The organism is Belnapia arida (assembly GCF_016773205.1).
In the GTDB taxonomy this organism is placed as follows: Bacteria; Pseudomonadota; Alphaproteobacteria; order Acetobacterales; family Acetobacteraceae; genus Belnapia; species Belnapia arida.
This window is the reverse complement of record NZ_JAETWB010000051.1, coordinates 1-21276: the sequence shown is the minus strand read 5'-3', so window position 1 is coordinate 21276 and position 21276 is coordinate 1. Positions and strand designations below refer to the sequence as shown.

The 21276-nt window shown below is 63.6% G+C and carries 19 protein-coding genes and 1 pseudogene; 10 read left to right on the top strand and 10 right to left on the bottom strand.

All coding sequences use genetic code 11. The features are described from left to right. Positions 1 to 217 precede the first annotated feature (217 nt). Positions 218 to 592, bottom strand: coding sequence for a hypothetical protein (locus tag JMJ56_RS29895; protein WP_202835405.1), 375 nt, complete (start codon positions 590 to 592; stop codon positions 218 to 220). A 516-nt stretch (positions 593 to 1108) separates the two neighbouring features. On the opposite strand from JMJ56_RS29895, the gene JMJ56_RS29890 reads away from it, so the two are divergent. Further along, entirely contained in the window at positions 1109 to 3250 is a 2142-nt protein-coding gene (locus JMJ56_RS29890; protein ID WP_202835404.1) for a Calx-beta domain-containing protein, read from the top strand. A gap of 313 nt (positions 3251 to 3563) precedes the next feature. Here the strand turns inward: JMJ56_RS29890 and JMJ56_RS29885 are convergent, their stop codons facing one another. The 4 genes from JMJ56_RS29885 to JMJ56_RS29870 all read right to left on the bottom strand — a co-directional run bounded on the left by JMJ56_RS29885 (position 3564) and on the right by JMJ56_RS29870 (position 5049). Further along, positions 3564 to 3860 carry a recombinase family protein gene (locus JMJ56_RS29885; RefSeq protein WP_202835403.1) on the bottom strand — a complete coding sequence of 99 codons (297 nt, stop codon included), beginning with the start codon at positions 3858 to 3860 and terminating at the stop codon, positions 3564 to 3566. Continuing rightward, complete coding sequence (locus tag JMJ56_RS29880; RefSeq protein WP_202835402.1) at positions 3860 to 4132, bottom strand: DUF3489 domain-containing protein; 273 nt, start codon at positions 4130 to 4132, stop codon at positions 3860 to 3862. The genes JMJ56_RS29885 and JMJ56_RS29880 overlap by 1 nt, the downstream gene beginning before the upstream one ends. Next, on the bottom strand, positions 4129 to 4659 hold the full coding sequence (locus tag JMJ56_RS29875; RefSeq protein WP_202835401.1) for a hypothetical protein: 531 nt from the start codon (positions 4657 to 4659) through the stop codon (positions 4129 to 4131). The genes JMJ56_RS29880 and JMJ56_RS29875 overlap by 4 nt, the downstream gene beginning before the upstream one ends. Before the next feature lie 87 nt (positions 4660 to 4746). Next, the gene (locus JMJ56_RS29870; protein ID WP_202835400.1) at positions 4747 to 5049 is read right to left on the bottom strand and encodes a hypothetical protein; all 303 of its coding nucleotides are present in this window, start codon (positions 5047 to 5049) and stop codon (positions 4747 to 4749) included. A 9-nt stretch (positions 5050 to 5058) separates the two neighbouring features. Between JMJ56_RS29870 and JMJ56_RS35765 the strand changes: the two genes are divergently transcribed. The 3 genes and pseudogenes from JMJ56_RS35765 to JMJ56_RS29855 all read left to right on the top strand — a co-directional run bounded on the left by JMJ56_RS35765 (position 5059) and on the right by JMJ56_RS29855 (position 7717). After that, positions 5059 to 5487 (top strand): DEAD/DEAH box helicase family protein, encoded by a 429-nt coding sequence (locus JMJ56_RS35765; RefSeq protein ID WP_202835399.1) that lies wholly within the window; start codon positions 5059 to 5061, stop codon positions 5485 to 5487. Between the two features lie 323 nt (positions 5488 to 5810). Then, a pseudogene (locus JMJ56_RS34425) lies at positions 5811 to 5984 on the top strand (transposase); the annotation flags it as partial. Positions 5985 to 6319: 335 nt separating this feature from the next. Further along, positions 6320 to 7717, top strand: coding sequence for a glycosyltransferase (locus JMJ56_RS29855; protein WP_202835397.1), 1398 nt, complete (start codon positions 6320 to 6322; stop codon positions 7715 to 7717). Positions 7718 to 7765: 48 nt separating this feature from the next. On the opposite strand, the gene JMJ56_RS29850 is transcribed toward JMJ56_RS29855, so the two are convergent. Then, positions 7766 to 8911 carry a class I SAM-dependent methyltransferase gene (locus tag JMJ56_RS29850; protein ID WP_202835396.1) on the bottom strand — a complete coding sequence of 382 codons (1146 nt, stop codon included), beginning with the start codon at positions 8909 to 8911 and terminating at the stop codon, positions 7766 to 7768. Positions 8912 to 9091: 180 nt separating this feature from the next. Here JMJ56_RS29850 and JMJ56_RS29845 point away from each other — a divergent pair, with 180 nt between their 5' ends. The 6 genes from JMJ56_RS29845 to JMJ56_RS29820 all read left to right on the top strand — a co-directional run bounded on the left by JMJ56_RS29845 (position 9092) and on the right by JMJ56_RS29820 (position 19379). After that, positions 9092 to 13489: a rhamnan synthesis F family protein gene (locus JMJ56_RS29845; RefSeq protein WP_202835395.1), complete on the top strand. Its 4398-nt coding sequence runs from the start codon at positions 9092 to 9094 to the stop codon at positions 13487 to 13489. 1 nt (position 13490) lies between these two features. Further along, positions 13491 to 14447, top strand: a complete 957-nt coding sequence (locus JMJ56_RS29840; protein WP_202835394.1) for a glycosyltransferase family 2 protein — start codon at positions 13491 to 13493, stop codon at positions 14445 to 14447. Further along, positions 14447 to 15715 carry a glycosyltransferase family 4 protein gene (locus tag JMJ56_RS29835; protein ID WP_202835393.1) on the top strand — a complete coding sequence of 423 codons (1269 nt, stop codon included), beginning with the start codon at positions 14447 to 14449 and terminating at the stop codon, positions 15713 to 15715. Before JMJ56_RS29840 ends, JMJ56_RS29835 begins: the two co-directional genes overlap by 1 nt. Further along, positions 15712 to 16713, top strand: coding sequence for an NAD-dependent epimerase/dehydratase family protein (locus tag JMJ56_RS29830; RefSeq protein WP_202835392.1), 1002 nt, complete (start codon positions 15712 to 15714; stop codon positions 16711 to 16713). The genes JMJ56_RS29835 and JMJ56_RS29830 overlap by 4 nt, the downstream gene beginning before the upstream one ends. Then, a complete protein-coding gene (locus JMJ56_RS35415) occupies positions 16710 to 18770 on the top strand; it encodes a glycosyltransferase (protein ID WP_202835391.1) in 2061 nt (686 codons plus the stop codon). The genes JMJ56_RS29830 and JMJ56_RS35415 overlap by 4 nt, the downstream gene beginning before the upstream one ends. 345 nt (positions 18771 to 19115) lie before the next feature. After that, a complete protein-coding gene (locus JMJ56_RS29820; protein WP_202835390.1) occupies positions 19116 to 19379 on the top strand; it encodes a hypothetical protein in 264 nt (87 codons plus the stop codon). Here the strand turns inward: JMJ56_RS29820 and JMJ56_RS35760 are convergent. Genes JMJ56_RS35760 through JMJ56_RS29805 form a run of 4 tightly spaced genes read right to left on the bottom strand, consistent with a single transcriptional unit; the run spans position 19351 to position 20642 of the window. Then, complete coding sequence (locus JMJ56_RS35760) at positions 19351 to 19524, bottom strand: hypothetical protein (RefSeq protein WP_407927969.1); 174 nt, start codon at positions 19522 to 19524, stop codon at positions 19351 to 19353. The genes JMJ56_RS29820 and JMJ56_RS35760 overlap by 29 nt on opposite strands. After that, positions 19521 to 19865 (bottom strand): transposase, encoded by a 345-nt coding sequence (locus JMJ56_RS29815; RefSeq protein ID WP_202835389.1) that lies wholly within the window; start codon positions 19863 to 19865, stop codon positions 19521 to 19523. The genes JMJ56_RS35760 and JMJ56_RS29815 overlap by 4 nt, the downstream gene beginning before the upstream one ends. A 12-nt stretch (positions 19866 to 19877) precedes the next feature. Then, complete coding sequence (gene tnpB, locus JMJ56_RS29810; protein WP_328702508.1) at positions 19878 to 20324, bottom strand: IS66 family insertion sequence element accessory protein TnpB; 447 nt, start codon at positions 20322 to 20324, stop codon at positions 19878 to 19880. Then, the gene (locus JMJ56_RS29805) at positions 20325 to 20642 is read right to left on the bottom strand and encodes a transposase (protein ID WP_202835388.1); all 318 of its coding nucleotides are present in this window, start codon (positions 20640 to 20642) and stop codon (positions 20325 to 20327) included. Positions 20643 to 21276: the final 634 nt, after the last annotated feature.

The following is a 21276-nucleotide window of genomic DNA, read 5'->3' as shown; positions in this document are numbered from 1 at the left end:
GCCGCCCGGCAGGACGATCCCGCCGCAATCGCCGCCACCACACGTTCCCGCAGATCGACCGACAGCGCCTTGGACATGCCCATCGCTCCCATCCTCAGGGGCAATCGAATCACGACTGCGCAGCCCATGGGATCACATGCGATTCAGTCAGGCAGGAAACCGCTCTAGCAGAGTAGCCGGACAATCCTATCCAGCCTTATGGGGTCAGGATCAAACATCAGGCCCCCTCGCAGCGATTAAAGTCTTTGATCCTCCTAGAAAGGCAGTTCCTCATCCGGGACATGTCAGTGCCAGATGGCACAATCACCCGGATCTCACTTCGCGGCACCTCGACGCCGCAGGTACCAAGGTTCTGCGTAAGCTGCCAGGTCGCCGGCAAACCATACTTCTCGATGACAACCCGACGGGCCGCGGCTTCAGGTGGCTCCCCGCGTCGCCGGCCGCTTGAGTCGTACATCTCATTGGTGAACTGGTCGGCCTCGATATCGGGTATCGTCGGCATGACGCGGGCGGCCAACATGATCCGTTGCTCGGACGGCGGTTTCCTCGGATCATATGCTACCCGGGCCAGCCGCTTATACTGCATGAGCATGGCGGCACCCCAGGGGTTAGCGCGAATCACATCGACAAAGATGCCACCGCTATCGCCCACCGCTCCTGTTCGGCGAAGTAGAGACCTGTCGCCAGCCAATCCCCTGGCCCGCCACTCTCGATAGAGACGGTGACATCCGTCTTAGCCCCCGCACCATTCAATCGCAGGCGGCTGACGTGATCGAGCTTGAACGGTTTTGACCGTACCAGACAGACCGCCAACACAGGCTGGATCTCGCCCGCCGCTGGTGATGCAAGCCGCGGCTTTGCCTTGTGGGTCATCGACGAGCGCGGAAGAAAAGCCCGTCCGGCCGGGATAGGGCGTGGCCGGCCGCGGACTCGATTTATAAGCAATGTTGTCCCAAGAACCTTAACTCAGGAGGCGTATTACGGGCGGATTTTGAAACCATATGGCAATTTGGCGCGTTCAAAATTAGAGATTTATTGACAATAGCGGCATGCCACGACACGCATAGGCCAGGAACCGTTCCCAAACCGCTGAAAACAGGACCCGTGCATGCCGCCAGCGAATATGCCCTTGGAAGCCCATGTTCCCGCGCTCAAGCCCGGCAATCCGGGCAAGGGGCTGATCAAAAAGGCCACCGATGCCGATGTGAAGCTGACGGCCCTGTCTGTGGAATCGCTGGACGGGCAATCGCCGCTCGACCCATCGAAGTTCAAGCAGGTTTGGAGCGAAAGCTTCGACTGGGGAGTTGGCCGCCTTCAAACGGTCTATGGTGACGTGAAGATCACCGGCGGGATGGCCGTGCTCAGCGGCACCGATGTTACGCCAACTGTCACCAATGTTAAAGGCCCAGACGATTGGAAGCCCGCCGGCGTGATGGTTCCGGCTACTGGGGCGAGCATGGGTGATGGCTACGGATTGTACAGCATCACCCTTAAGACCGATCCCCGCGAGGGACCGGGGCCATTTGCCACCCTGTGGCCGGCATCCAACAAGTGGCCTGGCCCGGAACTTGATATTTTCGAGAAAGCTTCGCAAGACGATTACGATGGTTACTCCACTATCCACTACAAAACTTCAACTAATGGCGATGGATACGATGTGTATCGCTACCCAACTGGCAAATTTAATGCAAGTCAAGAACATACTTATTCTTTAGAATGGGCACAAGAGCACATAACTCTCTATATCGATAACGAGTGGGTTTTTACCACAACCAAGAACGTCCCGAAGGATTACATCCACGGCGGCGAAAATGCCGCCTTCGGTGTCGGCATGCAGCCGGCATGGGCGTGGCAACAGCAGAACGGCTTCACCAACGTCCTCTATGTCTATGACATGAGCTATGCGGCGCCGCCGCCATCCGAGATGACTGTCAGCGATGCCAGAATCACCGAAAGCGGCGATCTAGCTTTCGTGGTCGAGTTGGACAAAATTCCGGCCAGTGCGGTGACGGTAAGCTACAGCCTGACAAATGGCACGGCCGACGGGTCGGACTACACGGTTGAAGGCAACACCCTCACCTTTGGGCCTAACGAAACCACCAAGACTATCATCGTCCACACCACGGATGATACGACCTTTGAGCCGGATGAGACGCTGACCCTTACCCTATCGAGCCCTAACCAGTACGCCACGCTGGTCAAGGCCACGGCCACCGGCACCATTGTCAATGACGATGCCGCACCGGTTGTTGTGCCGGGTATGAGCGTCTCGGACTTCACCGCGGCCGAAGGCTCGAAGCTGCTTTTCACGGTGTCTATGGACAAACCCACCACGGCCACGGTGACCGTGAACTACAGCACGGTGACGGGAACGGCCTCCGCCTCGGATTTTACGGGTGTCAGCAACAGCCTGACCTTTGCGCCGGGCGAGACCAGCAAGATGGTGGAGGTGCTCACCGCGACGGACAGCTTGGCCGAGTCCAATGAGACGATGACCCTCAACCTGTCAAATCCGATCGGCGCTACCTTGGTTGATGGCTCGGGGACGGGCACCATCACCAATGTCGCTCCGGTTTCTCTGCCGGGTCTTCGGGTGTCAGATGTCAGCGTGAATGAGGGCGGTATCCTCAACTTCACGGTGTCACTTAGCAAGGCAGCGACCACGTCGGCCACGGTGAAATACGCGACGGCAGACAGCACCGCACTCAGCAGATCCGATTACACGGCGGTTGCCAACACGCTGACCTTCTCAGCCGGCCAGACCAGCAAGATGGTCTCGGTGCAGACCACTCACGACACCGCCTATGAGGCCAACGAGACGGTGTTCCTGCGCCTGTCCGAGCCCAGCGGGGCGACGCTGGTGGATGCCGAAGGCCGCGGCACCATCCTCAACAACGACGTGGTTGGGCGGACCGTCGCCGGCACTACCTCCAACAACACGCTCTCTGGCGCGGGTGGCGACGATACGGTCACCGGAGGCCGCGGCAACGACACTATGACGGGTGGCGCTGGTGCGGATGACTTCGTGTTCTCGCGGCTCGACGGCTATGACCGGATCAAGGATTTCGTTCCCGGGACCGATGATCTGGTGTTCCGCAGCATCGCCAGCAGCACAGTGGTTGCAAAGTCGGCGATCGCCTTCGGCGTGTCCGGCATCGATGTCGCCTATGGCACCAACGGCGACCATGTGTTCTTGGATGGGATCACGTTGTCGCAGTTCTCGCTCAGCCGGGACGCGATCTTTGCCTAAACAGCGGGGGCGCGGCTGGTCCGCGCCTCCACCCGGCGCAGTCAATTGCCCCAGCGCACTTCCGGCGTCCAACCGAAGTCGAGTAGGTAGCGACGGGTCTCGCCGCCCATTTGCGTGGTAAGGAAAAGCGAAAGGCCTCATTCGCTACGCAGCAGCGCAGGGCCGGCGAGAGCGAATACGTTGACCAAGCGGCGGCGACCGAAGGCTGGATACATCGCAAGGTCCTCCCGATTTGACTGTTGCACTTCGTGGCCTCCGGCTCCGATCACGGATGTGTGGTCCCGATCTCCATTCCTAGGCATGCCAAGGCAGTCTAGCAGCTGCGATTACGTGGGGCTCGGCGGGTGATCTGGTTCAGCCGCGCCGCGACCAGCACCGCCCCGAGTTGCCGGCACTGCGCCGGTGCCGCCTGGAAGCCCGGCCAGCGGTCGTAGTTGCCGCTGGTTACGTCTTGGTACTCGGCAACCAAGGTCCACCCATGGGCCTTGACATAGCCCCTGACACTGGCCTGCTGCGCTTCCACCCCAAAGCCGCTTTGACCCTGCTCGGCGGCGGAGACCCAGTACGGCCCAACCGCCAGCCTGGCAGCGCCGTGCAGCGTCGGCCGCATCAGCCCGCCTCCACGATGCGGTAGACGGTGTAGCTGCCCTTGGCGCCCTCCTTGCCCGGACCGGCTTGGCGGACCCGCTCGGCAGCTTCGACCGCGATGCGTTGGCGCTTCTTCAGCCCGGCGAAGAAGCCTTGGACCGTGTGGGCCTGCCAGCCGGTGGCCTCGGCGATCTGAGCGACGGTGGCGCCCTCCGGCCGGCGCAACATGGCAAGCACCCGCTGCTGCTTGGTGCCCTGGCGCGGCTTGCGCGGGCCGGCGGTGCGCGGGATCAATCCGTTCTTGACCAGAAGTGCGTGGCGAGCGGCGATGGCGTCGGGCAGACCGTCGCGGTCACCGGCCTCGTCGTCCCAGGCAGCGAGGACGTGGCGGGCGGCGTCGCGCAGGCTGAGGCGCATGGAGGGCGGCTGGGTGGCCTCAGCGCGGTGGGTGGCACTTCGGCCTCTGGAACCGCGGACGGCACCAGCGGCGCGCTACCGGGCTCCTGGGCGCCGGCGGCAGGGACTGCGTCCGCTACCTGTTCGGTCGCGGCCATCGCGCTGGTATCCACCGTGACGGCGTCGATGGCCACCGTTCCCACCGCAGTGATGCGCACTGCGGGCCGGTTGCCGTTCTGCTGATGCCAGCGCAGGCCCACGTACTCTTCGGGCGCCACGCATTCCTCGACGTAGCCCTGCTTGACCAGGCTGCTCAGCACCGCCCGGGCAGCAGCAGTCGGCAGCTTGTCAGGCGGCGCGGCTAGCCGCAGCGGGTGCTGGGTGGCCTTGATCAGGATGCGGTGGGCGGTGTCGGTGAGGGCCATGTCAGGGCTCTTGGGTTCGGCACTCGGTCAGGCGGGTGCTACGACCCGAAGCCCCGCCGAGAATCGAGCAGGGCAGCGCACCGGCGTTCACCGCGGCACGTGGACCACCGTTCGCTCGGTATCCGGCTGAGTTAAAGCGCGAAAAGCGGCGCTTATCGCTTTTTCAAGGACGCCGGACTGGACGACTAGCACAGCTTCGTCACCCGCTGCCCCGCATTTGAACTGCGTTGTTTCATTCTCGTTGACGATCATGTACATGCCCGGGCAGGTCATCATGGCATCAAGGGCTAGTTGAGCACGGAGTGGGGCGACATCCGCAGCCGCGTGCTGCGACGCGACGGCTTCTGCTGAGTCGGCTGCAACGCCGACCTTAAGGCCGATGGCGCCCACGTGCACCACATGCTCTCACGTGCCGCTGGCGGCTCGGACGCGGCGTCTAACTTCATCTGCCTCTGCCCGATGTGCCGTGCCGCCGTGCACCCGCACCTCGGGGTCAGCCTGGCCCGGCGGCTCCTGCAGACGGCGGCCGTGCGCTTGGCCGAGTGGCTGGACCGGGAGGGCCGGCTCGCACGCGAAACTCGGCACCTCGGCCCGGCCTTGAAGCTGTTCGGGCTCGGCGCCTCCCGGCCGGCGCAGATCGACGTGGTCGAGGCGGCCCTGCACGCCGCTCACTGCTGCTGGTCAGCTCGACCGGCTCCGGCAAGAGCCTCGCCTTCCAGGTTCCGGCCGTGCTGCCCCGGCCTCTGCGTCGTTGTCTCGCCGCTGAAGGCCCTGATGTCCGATCAAGTCTCGGGCTGCTCCGCCGCCGCATACCGGCAACCTCCATGAACTCGGACCTCTCCGCCGAGGAGAAACGGCAGCGCCTGGAGCTGCTGGAGCAGGGGTGCTTCAAGTTCCTCTACCTCGCCCCGAGCGCTTCTTCGGAGCGAACGAGCGCGAGCTGGCGCTGCTGCGTGCCCTGCGATCCGCCTACCTCGTAATGGACGAGGCCCACTGCATCAACCGCTGGGGGCGCGATTTCCAGCCGGAATACGGGCGGCTTGGCGAGATCCGCGAGCGCCTCGGCAACCCGTCGGTCTTGGCTTTCACAGCGACGGCCGGACGCGATACGCAGGCGCGCCTTCCATCATCGCTCGGGCCTTCATGGACTTCCCGACGAGCACAGCGCCAAGCTCCACAGCACCAACCTCATCGAACGACTCAACAGCGAGATCAAGCGCCGCACCGAACGTGGTCGGCATCTTTCCAACAAAGCCGTCGTCGTCCGATTCGTCGGCGCGCTCTTGCTCAAGCAATCCGACGAATGGGCCACCCAGCGTTCGCGCTAAATGAACTGCAGACCATGACCGTGGTGAGTGATACTCCAGCCGTCAGCCTACCCGTTGCAACTGCCTGACGCCGCGGCACAGCCTGCCAAGGAGCATCGCTCCTACACCACGCCCAGGAACACGACTTAGGGCCAGAGACCAAGCATAGACCGTGCCCTCTTGCCCATTGCTTTGCGTGAAGTCTGACAGATCGTCACAAGCCCCCTTGGGTCTGATGCGGTAGAGCAATGGACGCTGATATGCTTGGGACTAGTAGCAGCATGACCTCGCAATTCGGTTGACTTCTGCTAGTATGCCCAATCTTTGCCTTTAGATAATGGTAGGCTACCCGATTGCCCGACCCTTCGATCAGTCCCGAAGCCGACTCAATGATCCCGGCTGCGGTCGCCACTGCGCAGATGCGGCGAGACCGCGAGGCTTTGGCACAGGCCCAAGCTCAGATCGTAGAACTTCGCAGACCCCTGCAATATCTACAGAGCCTACCGCCTTACCGCATTTATACGCGCGCCAGGCGTGCCTACCAGCACCTGCCCGTCGGCATGCGCACATGGGTTCGGCGTGCCTGGGTCCGGCGACCGAAGGCGGAGCCTTTTGGCCCAGCCACCACGCCAGTTTCACGCCACCCGCGGGGTCGCGCCCTAGTCATAGATGATCACTGGCCTCAGCCGGACCGCGATTCCGGCTCGATCGATATCGTCAATCTCGTGCACGCGCTCGACTTGCTTGGCTTCGACGTGATCCTTGCCGCTGCGCGGCAACATGATACCCCCTCGCCGGAACGCGATGCGCTGATGCACGGCGGCCTGCGCTGCCTCTTGCCATCCGATGCTGCCTCGGTCGACGAGTTCCTGGTGCAGCAGGGCCATTCACTCGATCTCTGCGTGCTTTGCCGCGTCTATTGTGGCGGTCGCTTTTTGGAAGCGGTGCGGCACCATGCTCTGGCGGCGCGGGTGATCTTCAATACGATCGACCTGGCGTTCCTGCGTGAAGAGCGCAGAGCGGAGACGACGGATGATGCCGCACTCCGAGCGGCAGTGCGCGACGTGCGAGCACGGGAGGAGGAAATCATCCGGGGCAGCGAGGCTACGCTGGTCGTCTCGCGCGCCGAGTTTGATCTTCTGGCAAAAGAGGTTCCGGAGGCCCTCGTCGCGGAGATGCCGCTCGCCCGGGCCCTGACACCACCTTCCACCAGCTTCGCGCAGCGTGCCGGCATAGGCTTTATCGGTGGTTTCGCCCATGCGCCGAATGTCGATGGGATACGATACTTCCTGGCAAAGATATGGCCTCTCGTTTTGCACGACCTGCCTGACCTGGAGTTGACGATTGTCGGCGCAGACTTTCCGGAGGGACTGCTCGCGGGCATACCCGGCCGCGTGCGCTGGCTCGGCCATATGCCTAATGTCGTTCCATGGTTCGAAGGGCTGCGCCTGACCATTGCACCGCTACGCTTCGGGGCCGGGGCGAAAGGCAAGGTGGCCTCCAGCCTCGCGGCGGGCGTGCCCTGCATCGCCACTTCCGTGGCGGCGGAGGGCATGTTGCTGTCGGAGGCGGCAGGAGTTCTCGTCGAGAATGATCCGGGCGCCTTCGCCCTCCGCTTACGCGATGCCTATATTGACGAGGTGCTTTGGAACCGCCTTTCGACCGGCGGGCTGGCCTATGCGGCAGAAACCCTGTCGCTCTCGCGCTGGCAAAATCGATTGGACGCGCTACTGCGGCAGATCGGGCTCTGATCGGAAGCACGCCCGCTACGGTTTGTCAGCTGCGGGCAAGGGTGCCTGCTATTCCGATTTAGTCGATGAGGCTTTGAGGCTATCCACGATGCAGGAGAGCCGCGCCACCTCGGAGGAGAGGTGGGCTTGCCCGGCTTTGAGGCGGGCCACCTCGGCCTGGGTCTGTCGCAATGCGATATAGAGGCGTCGCACGGGCGGCACGAGAAGGAGCAGGCTGGTCAGCCGGGAACTCGGGCGGTTCGGTGTTTCTGGTACCGTGGCGGTGATCGTGGCAAAGTCGGTGCCGATTGTGCCATCGGCCATGGCGGCGTCCTCGGCCGCGAAGAAGCGCTCCAGCACAGCGCGATCCTCAGGATCGTCCGGGCGAAAGTTCTGCGCGATATCTCCCAGCACGTTGTGAAGCAACCCGCCGCCGAGCGGCCGCTCTTCGAGAATGGTGAAGTGCTCGCGCATGAGCGACAGGATCTCGGCCGAGCGGATCGCTTCGGTCGGGTCCACCCCCACCATGTGCTCGATGGTCGGCCGTGTCAGCCTGCCTTTCGGCTTGCCGCTGGGGAGGCGGCGCAGCCGCTCCGGAAGGGAGTCCAACAGGGCATTGCCGAGACGGAGCTGCGCGTCCGTCCACTGGAAACGCGTAGCGCCGACGAACTCGTACAGGTGGAAGACCCCGCCGGGTCGCAGGGTCTGCTTCACAGCTGCGAAGAGTTCCTCGAGCCGTTCCACGTGGTGAACGGATGAGTGAGCGAAGACGATGTCTGCGCTGCCGGGCGCGAAATATGCCGCCTCAAGATCCGCTACTTGGTACTGGATGCGGTCGCCCAGCCCGGCATCCGCAGCGAGGCGGCGCGCTTCCGCGATCGCACCCTCTGCCAAATCGAGCGCGTCCATCCGCGCCACCAGTCCGCGCCCGACGAGATCGCGCTCAAGGCCGCCGAAGCCACAGCCGAGGGAGAGCGCATGGCCTATCGGCAAGCGCCAGCCGCGGGCGGCAAGCAGTTCCATGAGATGGCCGTAGGCGTCCTGATCCGGCCGGCCCGAGGCCAGGCGATTCACACGGTCCCGGACCATCGGGTGCGCCAGCCAGTACTGGCCCAGCACCTGCGCATCCCGGACGGAAGCCGCAGACCAGACCTCATTGACCTTGTCCCGACGGGCGAGATCCGCGGCATCGGACATGTCGTCGGCCAGCTTCATGCCCATCCTTCAGCGCGCAGTTCCTGCCCCGACGAGGGTTTCGCTCCGCGCCCTGCGTAATGACCGGGCTCCACGCGGCACCGGTGCGTTGCTCGAACTGCCTCGCGAATATAAAAATAGGCTTGATCTGGACGACCGTCCAGTCTGCAAGAGCCTTGGCGTAAGGACTGGCTTCAGCGTATGTTGGATAAACCCGAGATCGCGGCTCTGGGCGACGAAATGACCTGGGGGGCGGTGCGCATTGCTCAACCCAGTCCCTGGGCGGGGCATATTCCCTTCGCCTTCTGGCTCGTGAAAGCGTTGCGGCCGGACTGCCTCGTGGAATTGGGCACCCATTCCGGGAACTCGTATTTCGCCTTCTGCCAAGCCCTCAACGTCTTCTGCCCAGGCGCGCGGGCATATGCCGTGGACACATGGCGAGGAGATGAGCACGCTGGGCTTTATGGCGAGGATGTCTACGCGGACGTCGCTGCGTTCAACGCTGAGCATTTCGTGCAGTTCTCCACGCTTCTCCGCACCACCTTCGATGACGCGCGCAGTTACTTTCCCGATGGTGGGCCGGATGGCGGCATCGATCTCCTGCATATCGACGGCCTGCACAGCTACGAGGCGGTGAAGCACGACTTCGAAACTTGGCGCTCCACGCTATCTCCGCGCGGCGTCGTGCTGTTCCACGATATCAATGTCAGGGAGCGAGGCTTCGGGGTTTGGCGCCTTTGGGAGGAGCTGCGGAGGCAATACCCCTCCTATTCCTTCGACCATTCCAACGGCCTGGGCTTACTCGGCGTGGGAACGGACCAGGCGCCGGCACTAAGCTCCCTTTTCGCGCTGCCGCCGAAGGACGCCGCGGATTTTCGCCGTCGGATCGCAGCAAGGGGCGAGGCGTTTCAACGTCAGGCGGATGCTTTGGCGCTGCAGGAACAAATCGCGGCGAAGGACCGGCATATCGCCGATCTGACGGCACAGATTGGCGTGCTGACCGGACAGGTCTCCGCAACGGACGCGGAGGCGCGGCGTGACGCCGATTGGCGTGGAAGCCTGCTTGCGGCCTTGCGCGAGCAGCTGGCGTCCAAGGACGCCTTGATCCAGATGCTCAGCAATACGGCATCCGCGCGCGGTGCCGCACTGACCGCGCGGGATCGTATCATCGACGCCCGGGACGAGCTCGTGATGCGGCTCTCGACCAGCCTGCGGGAGCAGCAGGGCGAGCAGGGCCAGGATCTCGAGCTTTCGCTGCGCGACCGCGAGATGCGTCTGGCTCAGGCCCAGCAGGACCGCGACGCCATGGCCGATGCGCTGAATCGGACCAGGGCAGAAGCACAGCAAGCCGTCCAGGCCGTTGCCCAGCAATATGTCAATTCTACGTCCTGGCGAGTGACGCGCCCGCTCCGTGTCGGCATGCGGCTGCTACGGGAGAGACGGCTTCGGCCGGAGCCGTCAGCGCCCCTTCAGGTGTCCTTCGCTGATGCACCCTCGGCTGCTCCGCCGCCGGCGGTTGCCGCGTTGCCCACGGAAGAAATCGCCCCCGCCAGTTCCGCGAAGGCGGCGATGCGCGCGATGCTCTCCGCACGCCTCGACGCCTTCCTGTCGGGTGTGACGGAACTACGCCTGCCGCGGGTGGAGCGTCCCGACGTCAGCATCGTCCTCGTTCTCCACAACCAAGCCGAGCTCACATTCGGATGCTTGGGCTCCATCGCTGAGACGCTGTCCGATGGCGGGCTTGGCGTGGAGGTGGTGATCCTGGACAACGCGTCGACGGACCGCACCGCCATGTTGTTGGACCGGATCGAGGGACCGGAGATCATCCGCAGCAAGACGAACCTGCACTTTCTGAAAGGCGTGAACTTGGCGGCGCGCTCGGCGACGGGGCGCGCGCTGCTGCTGCTGAACAACGACGCGCAGCTCCTGCCCGGTGCCGTCACCGCTGCGCTCCGCACCCTCGACTCCCAGCCCGATATCGGCGCAGTGGGCGGACGCATCATCCTGCCCGACGGCACGCTGCAGGAGGCCGGCTCCATCCTCTGGCGCAACGGCGCCGCCGCCGGCTATGGCCGCGGCCAGGACCCGAATACGCCCGACTTCATGTTCCAGCGGGACGTGGATTATTGCTCCGGTGCCTTCCTCCTCACGCCCATGGCAGTGTGGCGAGAGATGGGCGGCTTCGACGAACGTTACGCCCCCGCCTATTACGAGGAGACGGACTATTGCCTGCGCTTGTGGGAAAGTGGGCGCCGCGTGGTTTTCGATCCCGATGTCGTCATCATGCACTATGAGTTCGGCAGCTCCTCCTCCGCTGCCGATGCCCTTGCATTACAGGCTACGAACCACCGGATTTTCGTGGAGCAACACAGGGAATGGCTGGACGGGCAGTTTCCGCTAGACCCGATGAACGTCATCGCTGCCCGCACCGCACGCTCCAGCCGGCGGCGCATTCTGGTGCTCGATGACCGCGTGCCCAAGCCGGAGCTTGGCCGGGGCTATCCCCGGGCGAACCGTTTCCTGCACGAGCTGCTGGAGGCCGGAGCCGATGTCGCGCTGTTCCCCATGAACCGCCATGCCGAAACCTGGCACGGCGTGCGCCGCGCGCTGGACAAGCGCATCGAGGTGCTGATCGCCGCCGACCGCACGCAGATCCGCGCCTATCTCGAGGCGCGCCGCGGCCATTTCGACGCAATCATCGTGTGTCGCCCGCCGAATATGGCGGCCTTCGAGGAGGCCATCGGGTCCGATCGCGACCTGATTGGCGAGGCGCGTGTGATCTACGACGCCGAGGCGCTGTTTGTGACCAGGGACCTGCAACGCCGCGAAGCCTTGGGCGAAGCCCCCGCCGAGCCGGAGCGGCATCTCATGGTCGCCTCCGAGGTGGCATTGACGAGGCTGGCGGATTCCGTCGTCTCCGTCTCTCCGAGCGAGCAGGACACGCTGGAGACCTATGGGGCGCGGGACGTCCGCATCCTCGGTCATGCGTTGGACGATGCACCGCTCTCGACGGGCTTCGACGAGCGGGATCGCATCGTCTTCCTTGGTGCGATCGACGCCGAAGACGCGCCGAATGCCGATGCCGTGCGCTGGTTTGCCAATGCCGTCCTGCCGGAGTTGCGCCGCTCTCTCGGCGAGGAGATGAGGCTGACCGTCATCGGTCTGGCCCAGGCGCCGAGCATCGCGGCGCTGGACGGCACTGCACTGGAACTCGTGGGCATGGTGGATGACCTGCATGCCGCGCTGGCCAGGGCCAGGGTGATGGTCGTGCCGAGCCGCCTCGGCGCAGGCATCCCCCACAAAGCCCATCAGGCGGCCATGCTCGGCATCCCCATGGTGGTCACCTCGCTCATCGCGAACCAGCTCGGCTGGAAGGACGGTAGGGAGGTGCTCGTCGCCGACGAATCCTCCGCTTTCGCCGCAGCCTGCAGCCGCCTCCATCGAGACCGCGCCTTATGGGAGAGCGTGCGCCGGAACGCGCTGGAGCGGGCACGTCAGGAATGTGCGCCGGAGGCCTTTGCCGCCACGGTGGCGAGGCTGGTGGAGGCGCTGCCGATCACGCGCCGCCGGCCGGAGGAGCTGATGCGGGCCGAGCAGCGGCTGCCGCCTCTGCCCAACACGGATGAGGAGCCGAATACCAGCCGCCCTGCCGAGGCCGACTTCAGCTTGGCCATCCCCTTCGACTTCCCGCCTCTGCAGGTGCCGCCGCCGCGCGTTGCGGTGATCTGCCATCTCTACCATCCCGAGGTCGGGCAGGAGGTACGTGGTTACCTGCGGAACCTGCCCCTTCCCGCGAACCTCTTCCTCTCAACTGATACGGCAGAGAAGGCGGACGCCATCCGCGCGACCTTCTCGGACTGGGAGGGCGGGCGTCTGGAGGTGCGCGTCCTACCGAACCGCGGCCGTGACATCGCACCGAAGCTGGTAGGGTTTGCCGATGCGCATGCGGATCATGACCTGGTGCTGCATCTGCATTCCAAGAAGTCGGACCATGCGCATTTTTTGGCACCGTGGCGTGGCTTCCTGTTCGAGAGCCTGCTGGGCTCGAAGGCGGCCGTTTCCAGCATTCTTGACGCCTTTGCGCGCCTGCCGCAGCTCGGCATGGTAGCGCCGCAACATTATGAATCCGTGCGCCGCTGGCTTGGCTGGAACGGAAATTACGACTTGGCGCTGGGGCTGGCACGCCGAATGGGCATCACACTCTCGTCCGTTCGGGCGCTCGATTTCCCGTCTGGCTCCATGTTCTGGGCCCGTCCTGCCGCGCTGAGGCCATTGCTAGAGCTCAATCTCTCGTTCGACGACTTCCCGGTCGAGGGCGCGCAGGTGGATCACACGCTCGCCCATGCCATCGAGCGACTCTACTTCCTGACCTGCGAACGCAGCGGCCATGCCTGGCTGAAGGTCGCTCAGCCCGCCCTTTATGCTGGCACGGACACCATCCTGCCCGTGCGTAGCCCGGCCGAATTGGAGCGGTTTCTCGGCGAATTTGGCGTGGCGCTGACCGGCCCCGTCCTGTTGCCGGTCCGGACAGCGCCAGCGCCACTAGTAACGCGGGTGCCGCCCGGCCTGGCCCAGCGGCTCGCGCAGCGGGGGTTCTAACTTGTTCGGCCTGTTCCGGCGCTCCGCGCCCGTCGTGGCCAAGCAGGCAGGCGCGGCTCGCGTCTCCGTCGTCGTGCCGCTCTACAACCACGCCGCATACATTGGACCGGCGATCGAGAGCGCATTGGCGCAAGGCGCAGTCCTCCGCGAGCTGATCGTCATCGATGACGGCTCTACGGATGACTCCGCCCGAGTGATGCGGGGACTTGCCGCACGCGACCCGCGCATCCGCTTTCGCGCCCAGGCGAACCAGGGCGCTCACGCCGCCATCAATGCGGGACTGCGGGACTGCACCGGCGAGTTCGTTGCAATCCTCAACTCGGACGACGTCTATGAGCCGGGGCGCCTCAACGCGCTCGCGCTGCGCCTGGATGCAGAGCCTGGAGCGGACATTGCGGCTTCCGGCATCGCTTTCATGGACGGACGGGGCAACACAATCGCCAATGACTGGTATGCCAAGGCGCTGGCCTTTCACGCAAGCCGCGATATGGCTACCTCGCTGGTCAACGGCAATTTCCTGATGTCCACCTCGAATTTCTTTTTCCGCCGTGATCTTACAGAGCGAATTGGGGAATTTGCGGCGTTGCGCTACACCCACGACCTGGATTTCGTCCTGCGCGCCCTCGCGCTTAAGCACCAGGTCTCGCTACTGAAGGAAGAGTTGCTGCGTTACCGCATGCATGACAGCAACACGATCTCGGAGGATCACAGCCGCGTGCGTTCGGAATGGGCCGCCTCCGCTGCCGCCTACCTCACCTTGCTCTGGGACCGCCCCGGAGCGCCCGAGCCGGACTGGGACGCCGCCAGGGACATGGAGGAGGTGCTCAGGCGCCATGATCTCGCCCGCGCCGTGCATCCCTGCATGGCCTACTTGCGGCGCCATGGCGGCGGGCGGCTGGATACCGGGCCGTTGCTGGCGGACAAGGCGTTCCGTGCGCGGCTGGCAGGTTGGGTTTGATGCGGATTCTGGTTCTCAGCAATCTTTATCCACCCAATGTCGTGGGCGGCTATGAGCGGCTCTGCCACGAGGTGTCGTCTGAGCTGGTGGCGCGTGGGCACGAGGTGACGGTGCTCACGAGCAGCTTCGGCACCGCGGTCGCGGACTATCCGGGCCAACGTGTACTCCGGGAGTTGGAGCTGCTCACCGGCGCGGATATCTACACGCCCTTTCCCGGTACGGCCGAAGATCGCGCTTTGATCAGCGCACGCAATCGCGCGACGCTGGGCCGCGTTCTGGACGAATCGCGCCCGGACGTCGTCTTTGCCTGGAACCTCTTCTTCCTCGATGCCTCCATCCTGGAAGCGCTCGAGGCTAGTCCCTACCGCACTGTTGTCATGTTGACCGACAACTGGCTGTTGGTGATGCGCAATCCTGTCTTCGTCAGCGATTTCTTCCGCGATGTCGTCCATGGCAGCCTGCCCTTCGTCCCGCCCCCGGCTTCACCCGCCTGGCGCGCCTTGGCTGGGCGGGTGAAGCGGGCGCTGCTGCGCCTAGTCGGGTCAAGGCCGCCACGGAGGCTCGCGGCCATCTTCGGCTCCGTCTTCATGCGCGACTTCTACGCGGCGGGCGGCTCGCCCTTCCGTACCTATCGCGTCATCCACAATGGCGTGCGCCAAGTGGTGCCTGACCCAGGCACCGTGCCTGACCGGACGCGACTGGTGCGGGCCGGCACGCTGCGCCTGCTCTTCGCCGGGCGGCTGGTGGACTTGAAGGGGGCGGATACGGCGGTGGAGGCTCTGGCACTGCTTGATCAGCGGGCGATCGGCGTGGAGCGGGTCACGCTGACGATCGTCGGCGACAGCCAGGACGCGGCCTACATGACGCGCTTCGCCGAGATCGTGGAGCGGAGCGGCAGACGCGAGCAAATCGAAATGCACCCGACAGTGCGGGAGGACGAACTGCCCGCGCTGTTCGACGCGCATGACATCTACCTGTTCCCGTCCCTCTACGAGCCTTTCTCGCTCACCCTCATCCACGCTCTCGCCTGTGGTGTACCCACCATCGCATCGCGGGTTGGTGGGAATGTAGAGATCGTACGAGATGGTGAATCAGGCCTCCTGTTTGAGAAGGGGAACGCAGCAGACCTCGCGCGCGCCATCACCCGGCTAGCGGTGGATGCATCCCTTCGCACGCGGCTTTCAGAAGGGGGCCAGTTGGCGGGAAGTCGATTTACCTTCGAGCGGATGGTGGGGCATATGGAGCAGTTCCTCCGAGCGTTGCCTTGAACGATCATCCGAACCTCACCGGCCCCGGCTTGGCCGGCACGGAGTGCCTCGTGCTTGGGGCAGGTGGCTTCATAGGGCTCAATCTCTGTCGTGCATTGAGCGTCGCCGGCGCGTCAGTACGCGGCTATGGCCGTGCCTCGGCTTTTCCGGGAGCGCTACCGCCGCTTCGCTGGATCTCCGCCGAATTTTCCGACCGCTCTATGCTTACCGACGCACTCGAGGGCGTCGACACCGTCTTCCACCTTCTCGGTGCCAGTATCCCGGCCCATGCGGAGCGTGATCCTGCTGACGATCTGCGTACAAACGTGGCTGCGTCGGTCGAACTACTCCGGTTGTGTCGAACAGCTGGCGTGCGGCGCATTGTTTACATCTCGTCCGGGGGCACGGTCTACGGTGTGCCGCGGAGCTTGCCGATCAGCGAAACTCATCCGACGGATCCGATCTCCGCCTATGGCATTCACAAGCTTCTTATGGAGAAACACCTCGGTCTTCAGGCCTATCGGTACGGTATGCGGGTGATGGTACTGCGTGCCTCGAATCCGTACGGGCCTTTCCAAATTCCCGATCGTGGCCAGGGCTTGATAGCCACGCTGATCCAGCGGCGTTTGTCGCGTAGGCCGGTAGAAATCTGGGGCGATGGTCGCATCGTGCGGGACTTCCTCCATATCGATGATTTAGTGGACGCCATGCTGCGCGCTGCAATCTACGAGGGCTCGCACGGCGTGCTGAACGTCGGCTCGGGTATAGGGCGATCGGTCCTTGATGTGGTCGCTTCCGTCGACAAGGTGCTCGATACCAAGGGTGCCGAAATTCTGTATCGGCCGGGTCGGGCGGTGGACGTGCCTGCCAATGTGTTGGATGTGGCGCTGACTCAGCGCGAGCTTGGTTGGGTACCACGAACCGAGTGGATGCTGGGTCTGCGCGGTACGGCGGAGTGGATCGCAAGTACCTGCCATCCGGCGCTGCTGACCCTGCGCAGCGCGGGACCGCTTACGTGAGCCGTAGTCCTCTGCTGATTAACGCTTTGAAGGTAGACGAACCAAAGCGGGGACGCTGGGCGCGGATCGCGCTTCGCGCCTCCACCGCATGCGATGCGACAATCCTCTACGCAACCATGCATGATGAGCGGACGGAGCCGCTCTCCGGCCACTTTTATCTGCGCGGCTCCGCCATCGCCCGACTGAGGTACGAAACGTATCAGGTCGTCCTCTTCATTCCCGATGAGGCTGTGGAAGTACGCCTTTTCGCGTTGGGACCTCAGGCGGACGCCATGCGGCTAGGACGCCTTACCTTTCATTCGCTTTCCCGCGCGCAGGCCTCGGCGCATCTGATCCTGACCTCGCCCAGGCAAGCACTGCGGAGGTGGAGGCAGGGAGATTGGTTCCGGTCCAGCACGGCCCGCGGCCGCATCCGGCAGTTCTTGGGCGTGCTGGCCTTTGAGGCGCAAATTCCTCGGTACAACTACGCTACTTGGCTGACCTTGTTCGACCACTGGTCCGCTGAAGATTTTTCATCGCAATCCACAGCGCCTACGATTGCGTACCTGGTGTTTTCGGATGAGCAGGCCTCGGAGGCACTGGAAGCCACGCTTCAAAGCCTGGAAGCCCAATGGTCCGGCCCCGCCTATGCGGTTGTCGCACCGACGACGGATTGCACATTGCGTCACTTCGTTGAGGAAATGACCGCAGATTACATCGGCATTCTCCAGGCCGGTGAGGTGCTACCTCCGCATGCGACACGGCTTGCGGCTGAACAACTCGACTATCTCGACTACCCCGAGCTTGCCATTGTCGACGAGGACAAAATTTCGGCTGACGGCGTACGGCATACGCCCATGTTCAAGCCTGAGCCGAACCACACGATGATGCTGTCGGGCATGCTTTCGCGCGGTCTGTGGCTAGTGCAGCGCTCGATGTTATTGCGTGAAGCGCCAGTGAGTACGAAATGGGCAGAAGTCGTGCGGCTGACGGTCTGGCTCGCCCGCCAGCGGACTGGCGTACGGTTTTTCGGTAGGCGGATTCCATTTATTCTCACGCATCGCAGGTCAGACACGGAGGCAGCACCGTCCACTTTGCTCGCAGAGCTTATAGAGCAGCATCTGCAGGGCGGCGGCCCGAGAATCGCCCCTGTAGCGACCTGGCCCCTTACCTTCCAGATGCGCGAACCTAGGTCGGAGGAGCGGATTACAGTCATCATCCCATCCACCCTTCGGCAACCGCATTCCCTATCTTGTATCCGCGCTGTCCTGGATGGCACGGATTATCCCCTCTTCGACATTCACGTGGCGGTCATGCAGCCAAGGCCTTTGGATGCTCAGCAGCGCGCCAACTCCAAGGCGCTCGAGCGCTACCCAAATGTGACTGTGGCGCTGCTCGAGGCGCCACATTTCAACTTCTCAGCAGCCAATAACCGAGTTGCAGCGTGCACCTTCGGCGAATATATCCTGCTACTGAACGATGATGTTGTGCCCATCCGACGCGACTGGCTGCGCTGGCTGGCTTGCTTTCTGCAAGATCCTCAAACCGGAATTGTCGGTGCCAGGCTTCTCTACCCGGATAACCGGGTGCAGCATGGTGGCGTCATCATGGGATTGTCCGGCCTCTGCGACCACGCTCATCGCTATCTGCCCGCCGCCGAGCCTGGCTATATGTTTCGGGCTATCATTGCACAGGAACTGTCGGCCGTAACTGCGGCCTGCATGCTTGTGCGGCGTCAAGTTTATATGGAATTGGGTGGCCTCGACGAGCGGTATCCTAGTGCTTTCAATGACGTTGACTTCGCTTTGCGAGTCGGCAAAGCGGGCTATTCTGTTGTTTACGCTCCACAGGCTGAACTGCACCACCATGAGCTTCAGACCTATGGGTCGCATTACGCAGGCGAACGACAGCTCTACGAAGCCGAGGAAGTGCAGCGGATGCAGAAGACTTGGGCTGAACGATGTGCCGCGGATCCGTTCCACAATCCAAATTTTAGCTTGACCTATCGCTCAGAATGGAACTTGGCATTTCCGCCACGAATTAGCATTGACCGAAAATGGCATCGCAGCGGGACGTAGGTATTAACGGATTTCGCAAGATTTGTAGCTGATGACGAACGGCCGCGACGGGTTGCTATTTATGCGGCAATCCAAAACGAATCAGCAACAAATATATCTTGTATTCGCATATCACGTCGGCCAACCGTCTGCGCCTCCCCTTTCTTCACCATCACAGTCGCTGTTACCTTGTTTCCCGCCACTGTTGTCAGGCAATCCAAAGGCCACCAAAGTGCCGATCCGGTCCGACCAAGCGTTTCATATGCCAATGGTCTAACACCAAGCGTCTGAAGGTCTGACTCTCGGGGCTTGAACCGATGCGGCCGAACGTGATTCATCGGCAGGCATGGCATCTGGAGATGAACCATGCCGACGCTGATGATCCGGGAAGACCTGACGCCCGACGAGTTGCGGCGGTTGGCGAAGGCAGAGCGCGACTTGCGAGTCGCGCTCTGCCTGTTGACGATTGCGGCGGCGCTGGACGGTCTGAGCCGCGAGGCGGCGGCGCGCATGGCTGGGATGGACCGGCAGACGCTGAAGGGTTGTACGCACTGCGTTCAACGGCACTCGGTATTAAGCACCCGTACCGTCCACGAGATTCTCATGTTCCGGTTCCCGCCGCTGCTCTAGTGTAAGCGCGGCGTAGGGGCCCTTGCCGCGGGCGCTTGACGATCAGCCGCGCCGGCGCGGACGCCTGCAGCACCACTCCGGGGCAGACCCGGCAGGCCAGCTTCAGACGTTTCGCCACGAGCACGCGGAACTGCGCTGGGATCACGTCCAGCCGCTCCGCGGCATCGCAGCCGATCTCCACCAGCGGGCCCTGGCAGCACGGGCTGGCCGCTGCGTCCGGGACCAGCACCCGCTCGATCCGCGGCAGGTGCGCAGGCAGACGGCCAGCGCCGCCTCGATCTCCTCAAAGACGAACAGCAGCTGGTCCTCGGGGAGTCGCTCCGACTTCGACCCGAACTGCCGGCGCTTGAGCTTCAGCAGCAGGTGGTGGAGCTGCTCGTTGCGCGCCGCCAGCGCGTCGCGCTCGGCGGTGACCGACAGCAGCAGTGCGCGCAACGCTTCAGGGTCGTCCGGCAGGCTCGGCGTGTCGTCATCCGCAGCGCGCATCGCACGCCGATTCTATGCAGGCGCGCCTAGCTTGGGGACCTCCCGTGATGTCTGGACGCGTCGCCAATCGATCCCATCGAAGAGCGCGGCGAACTCGACTGGCGTCAGGTGAAGCTCGCCGTTCACCACCGCAGGCCAGCGGAACACGCCGCCCTCCAACTGCTTCCAGATCAGCATCAGGCCGCTGCCGTCCCAGACCAAGATCTTGATCCGGTCGGCGCGACGTGAGCGGAGCACCAGCACCGCGCCCGAGAATGGATCAGCACCCAGCACCTCGGCTGCCAGCGCCGCCAAGCTGTGCGCGCCCTTGCGGAAATCCACTGGCTTGGTCGCCAGCAGGATCCGCGCGCCGGCCGGCAGCGCGATCATGCCGCCGAGGACCGGATCGCCCGCAGCCATCGTCAGCAAGACCTCATCGGTGCCTGGCACTATCTGCAGCACAGCACCGGCAAGCTTCACCTAGATCGTGGGCGTGTCGCGAGCCGCCACTGTCGGTGGTTCCGACGAACAGGCCGACGCCTCGGACACGATCGGCACGAAGACGGGCACCTTCGACGCCAAGGTCGCCCGACGCGCCAGACGACGCCAATCGAACACCTGCTGCGGCGATATCTGCCAGCGCCGTGCAACTTCGGTCACCGTCACGCCAAGCTGCATCGTCTCGGCTATCACCCGCGCCTTGTCGTCGTCAGACCACTGCCGACGTCGGCCAGGGCCCGTCAGAACCTCAACCCGGCGATACCCGATGCCCTTCGCGTCGTCGCTAACGCTATCCATAACGTCGTCTGGAAGCCCTCTGCTTCCACACGACCCAGCACATGACACCTCGACCGCGAAAGACGGGCCTCTACGCCGCGCTTACGAAAGGCCCTGAATGTACCTGTATTATGCGGTGGACGGTTGTGGGTAAATCATCGACTTCTTGCTTTCGGCCAAGCGGGATGCCGAGGTTGCAAAGCACTTCTTCCGCAAGGCGCGGAGACAGCCGAACACGTGAATCCACGCACCATCACGGTGGACAAGAACTCAGCCTGTCCCCGCGTGGTCACAGAGATGAAGGAAGATAGTGAGCCGTGGCGGCGCTTGCTGGAGCAAGTAGGGTTTTGTGCTGTCTCGCCACGCCCTTGACGCTATAAAACTCCCGCCCGCCCTCCGCGAAGGCATCGCCGACGCTCTCTGTCACGCTGCCTAAATAACCAAACTCCAGCTAAGGCCCGCCGCCGCCGCTTCTGCCGGCCCTACCGCCACGCTGAAAGTCCGGGTCGGAGCCGGTGTAGTAGGGGGCATTGAGGCTCCTGGGGTTCTGATTTTGAACAACACCAGGATCGGCAGCTTGGGCCTGTCCCGATTTCACGGACACCTTTGATAGGCTGAGGAGCCTGGGAGGTGTCGATGACGGAGAGCAACAGAC

Excerpts from the sequence above, each read along its gene's own strand:
- JMJ56_RS29850 (WP_202835396.1), bottom strand. The coding sequence starts at position 8,911 with ATGAAGCTGGCCGACGACATGTCCGATGCCGCGGATCTCGCCCGTCGG.
- JMJ56_RS35765 (WP_202835399.1), top strand. The coding sequence starts at position 5,059 with ATGCTCTCACGTGCCGCTGGCGGCTCGGACGCGGCGTCTAACTTCATC.
- JMJ56_RS29895 (WP_202835405.1), bottom strand. The coding sequence starts at position 592 with ATGCTCATGCAGTATAAGCGGCTGGCCCGGGTAGCATATGATCCGAGG.
- JMJ56_RS29845 (WP_202835395.1), top strand. The coding sequence starts at position 9,092 with ATGTTGGATAAACCCGAGATCGCGGCTCTGGGCGACGAAATGACCTGG.
- JMJ56_RS29890 (WP_202835404.1), top strand. The coding sequence starts at position 1,109 with ATGCCGCCAGCGAATATGCCCTTGGAAGCCCATGTTCCCGCGCTCAAG.
- JMJ56_RS29820 (WP_202835390.1), top strand. The coding sequence starts at position 19,116 with ATGCCGACGCTGATGATCCGGGAAGACCTGACGCCCGACGAGTTGCGG.
- JMJ56_RS29885 (WP_202835403.1), bottom strand. The coding sequence starts at position 3,860 with ATGCGGCCGACGCTGCACGGCGCTGCCAGGCTGGCGGTTGGGCCGTAC.
- JMJ56_RS29815 (WP_202835389.1), bottom strand. The coding sequence starts at position 19,865 with ATGCGCGCTGCGGATGACGACACGCCGAGCCTGCCGGACGACCCTGAA.
- JMJ56_RS29835 (WP_202835393.1), top strand. The coding sequence starts at position 14,447 with ATGCGGATTCTGGTTCTCAGCAATCTTTATCCACCCAATGTCGTGGGC.
- JMJ56_RS29875 (WP_202835401.1), bottom strand. The coding sequence starts at position 4,659 with ATGGCCCTCACCGACACCGCCCACCGCATCCTGATCAAGGCCACCCAG.
- JMJ56_RS29805 (WP_202835388.1), bottom strand. The coding sequence starts at position 20,642 with ATGGATAGCGTTAGCGACGACGCGAAGGGCATCGGGTATCGCCGGGTT.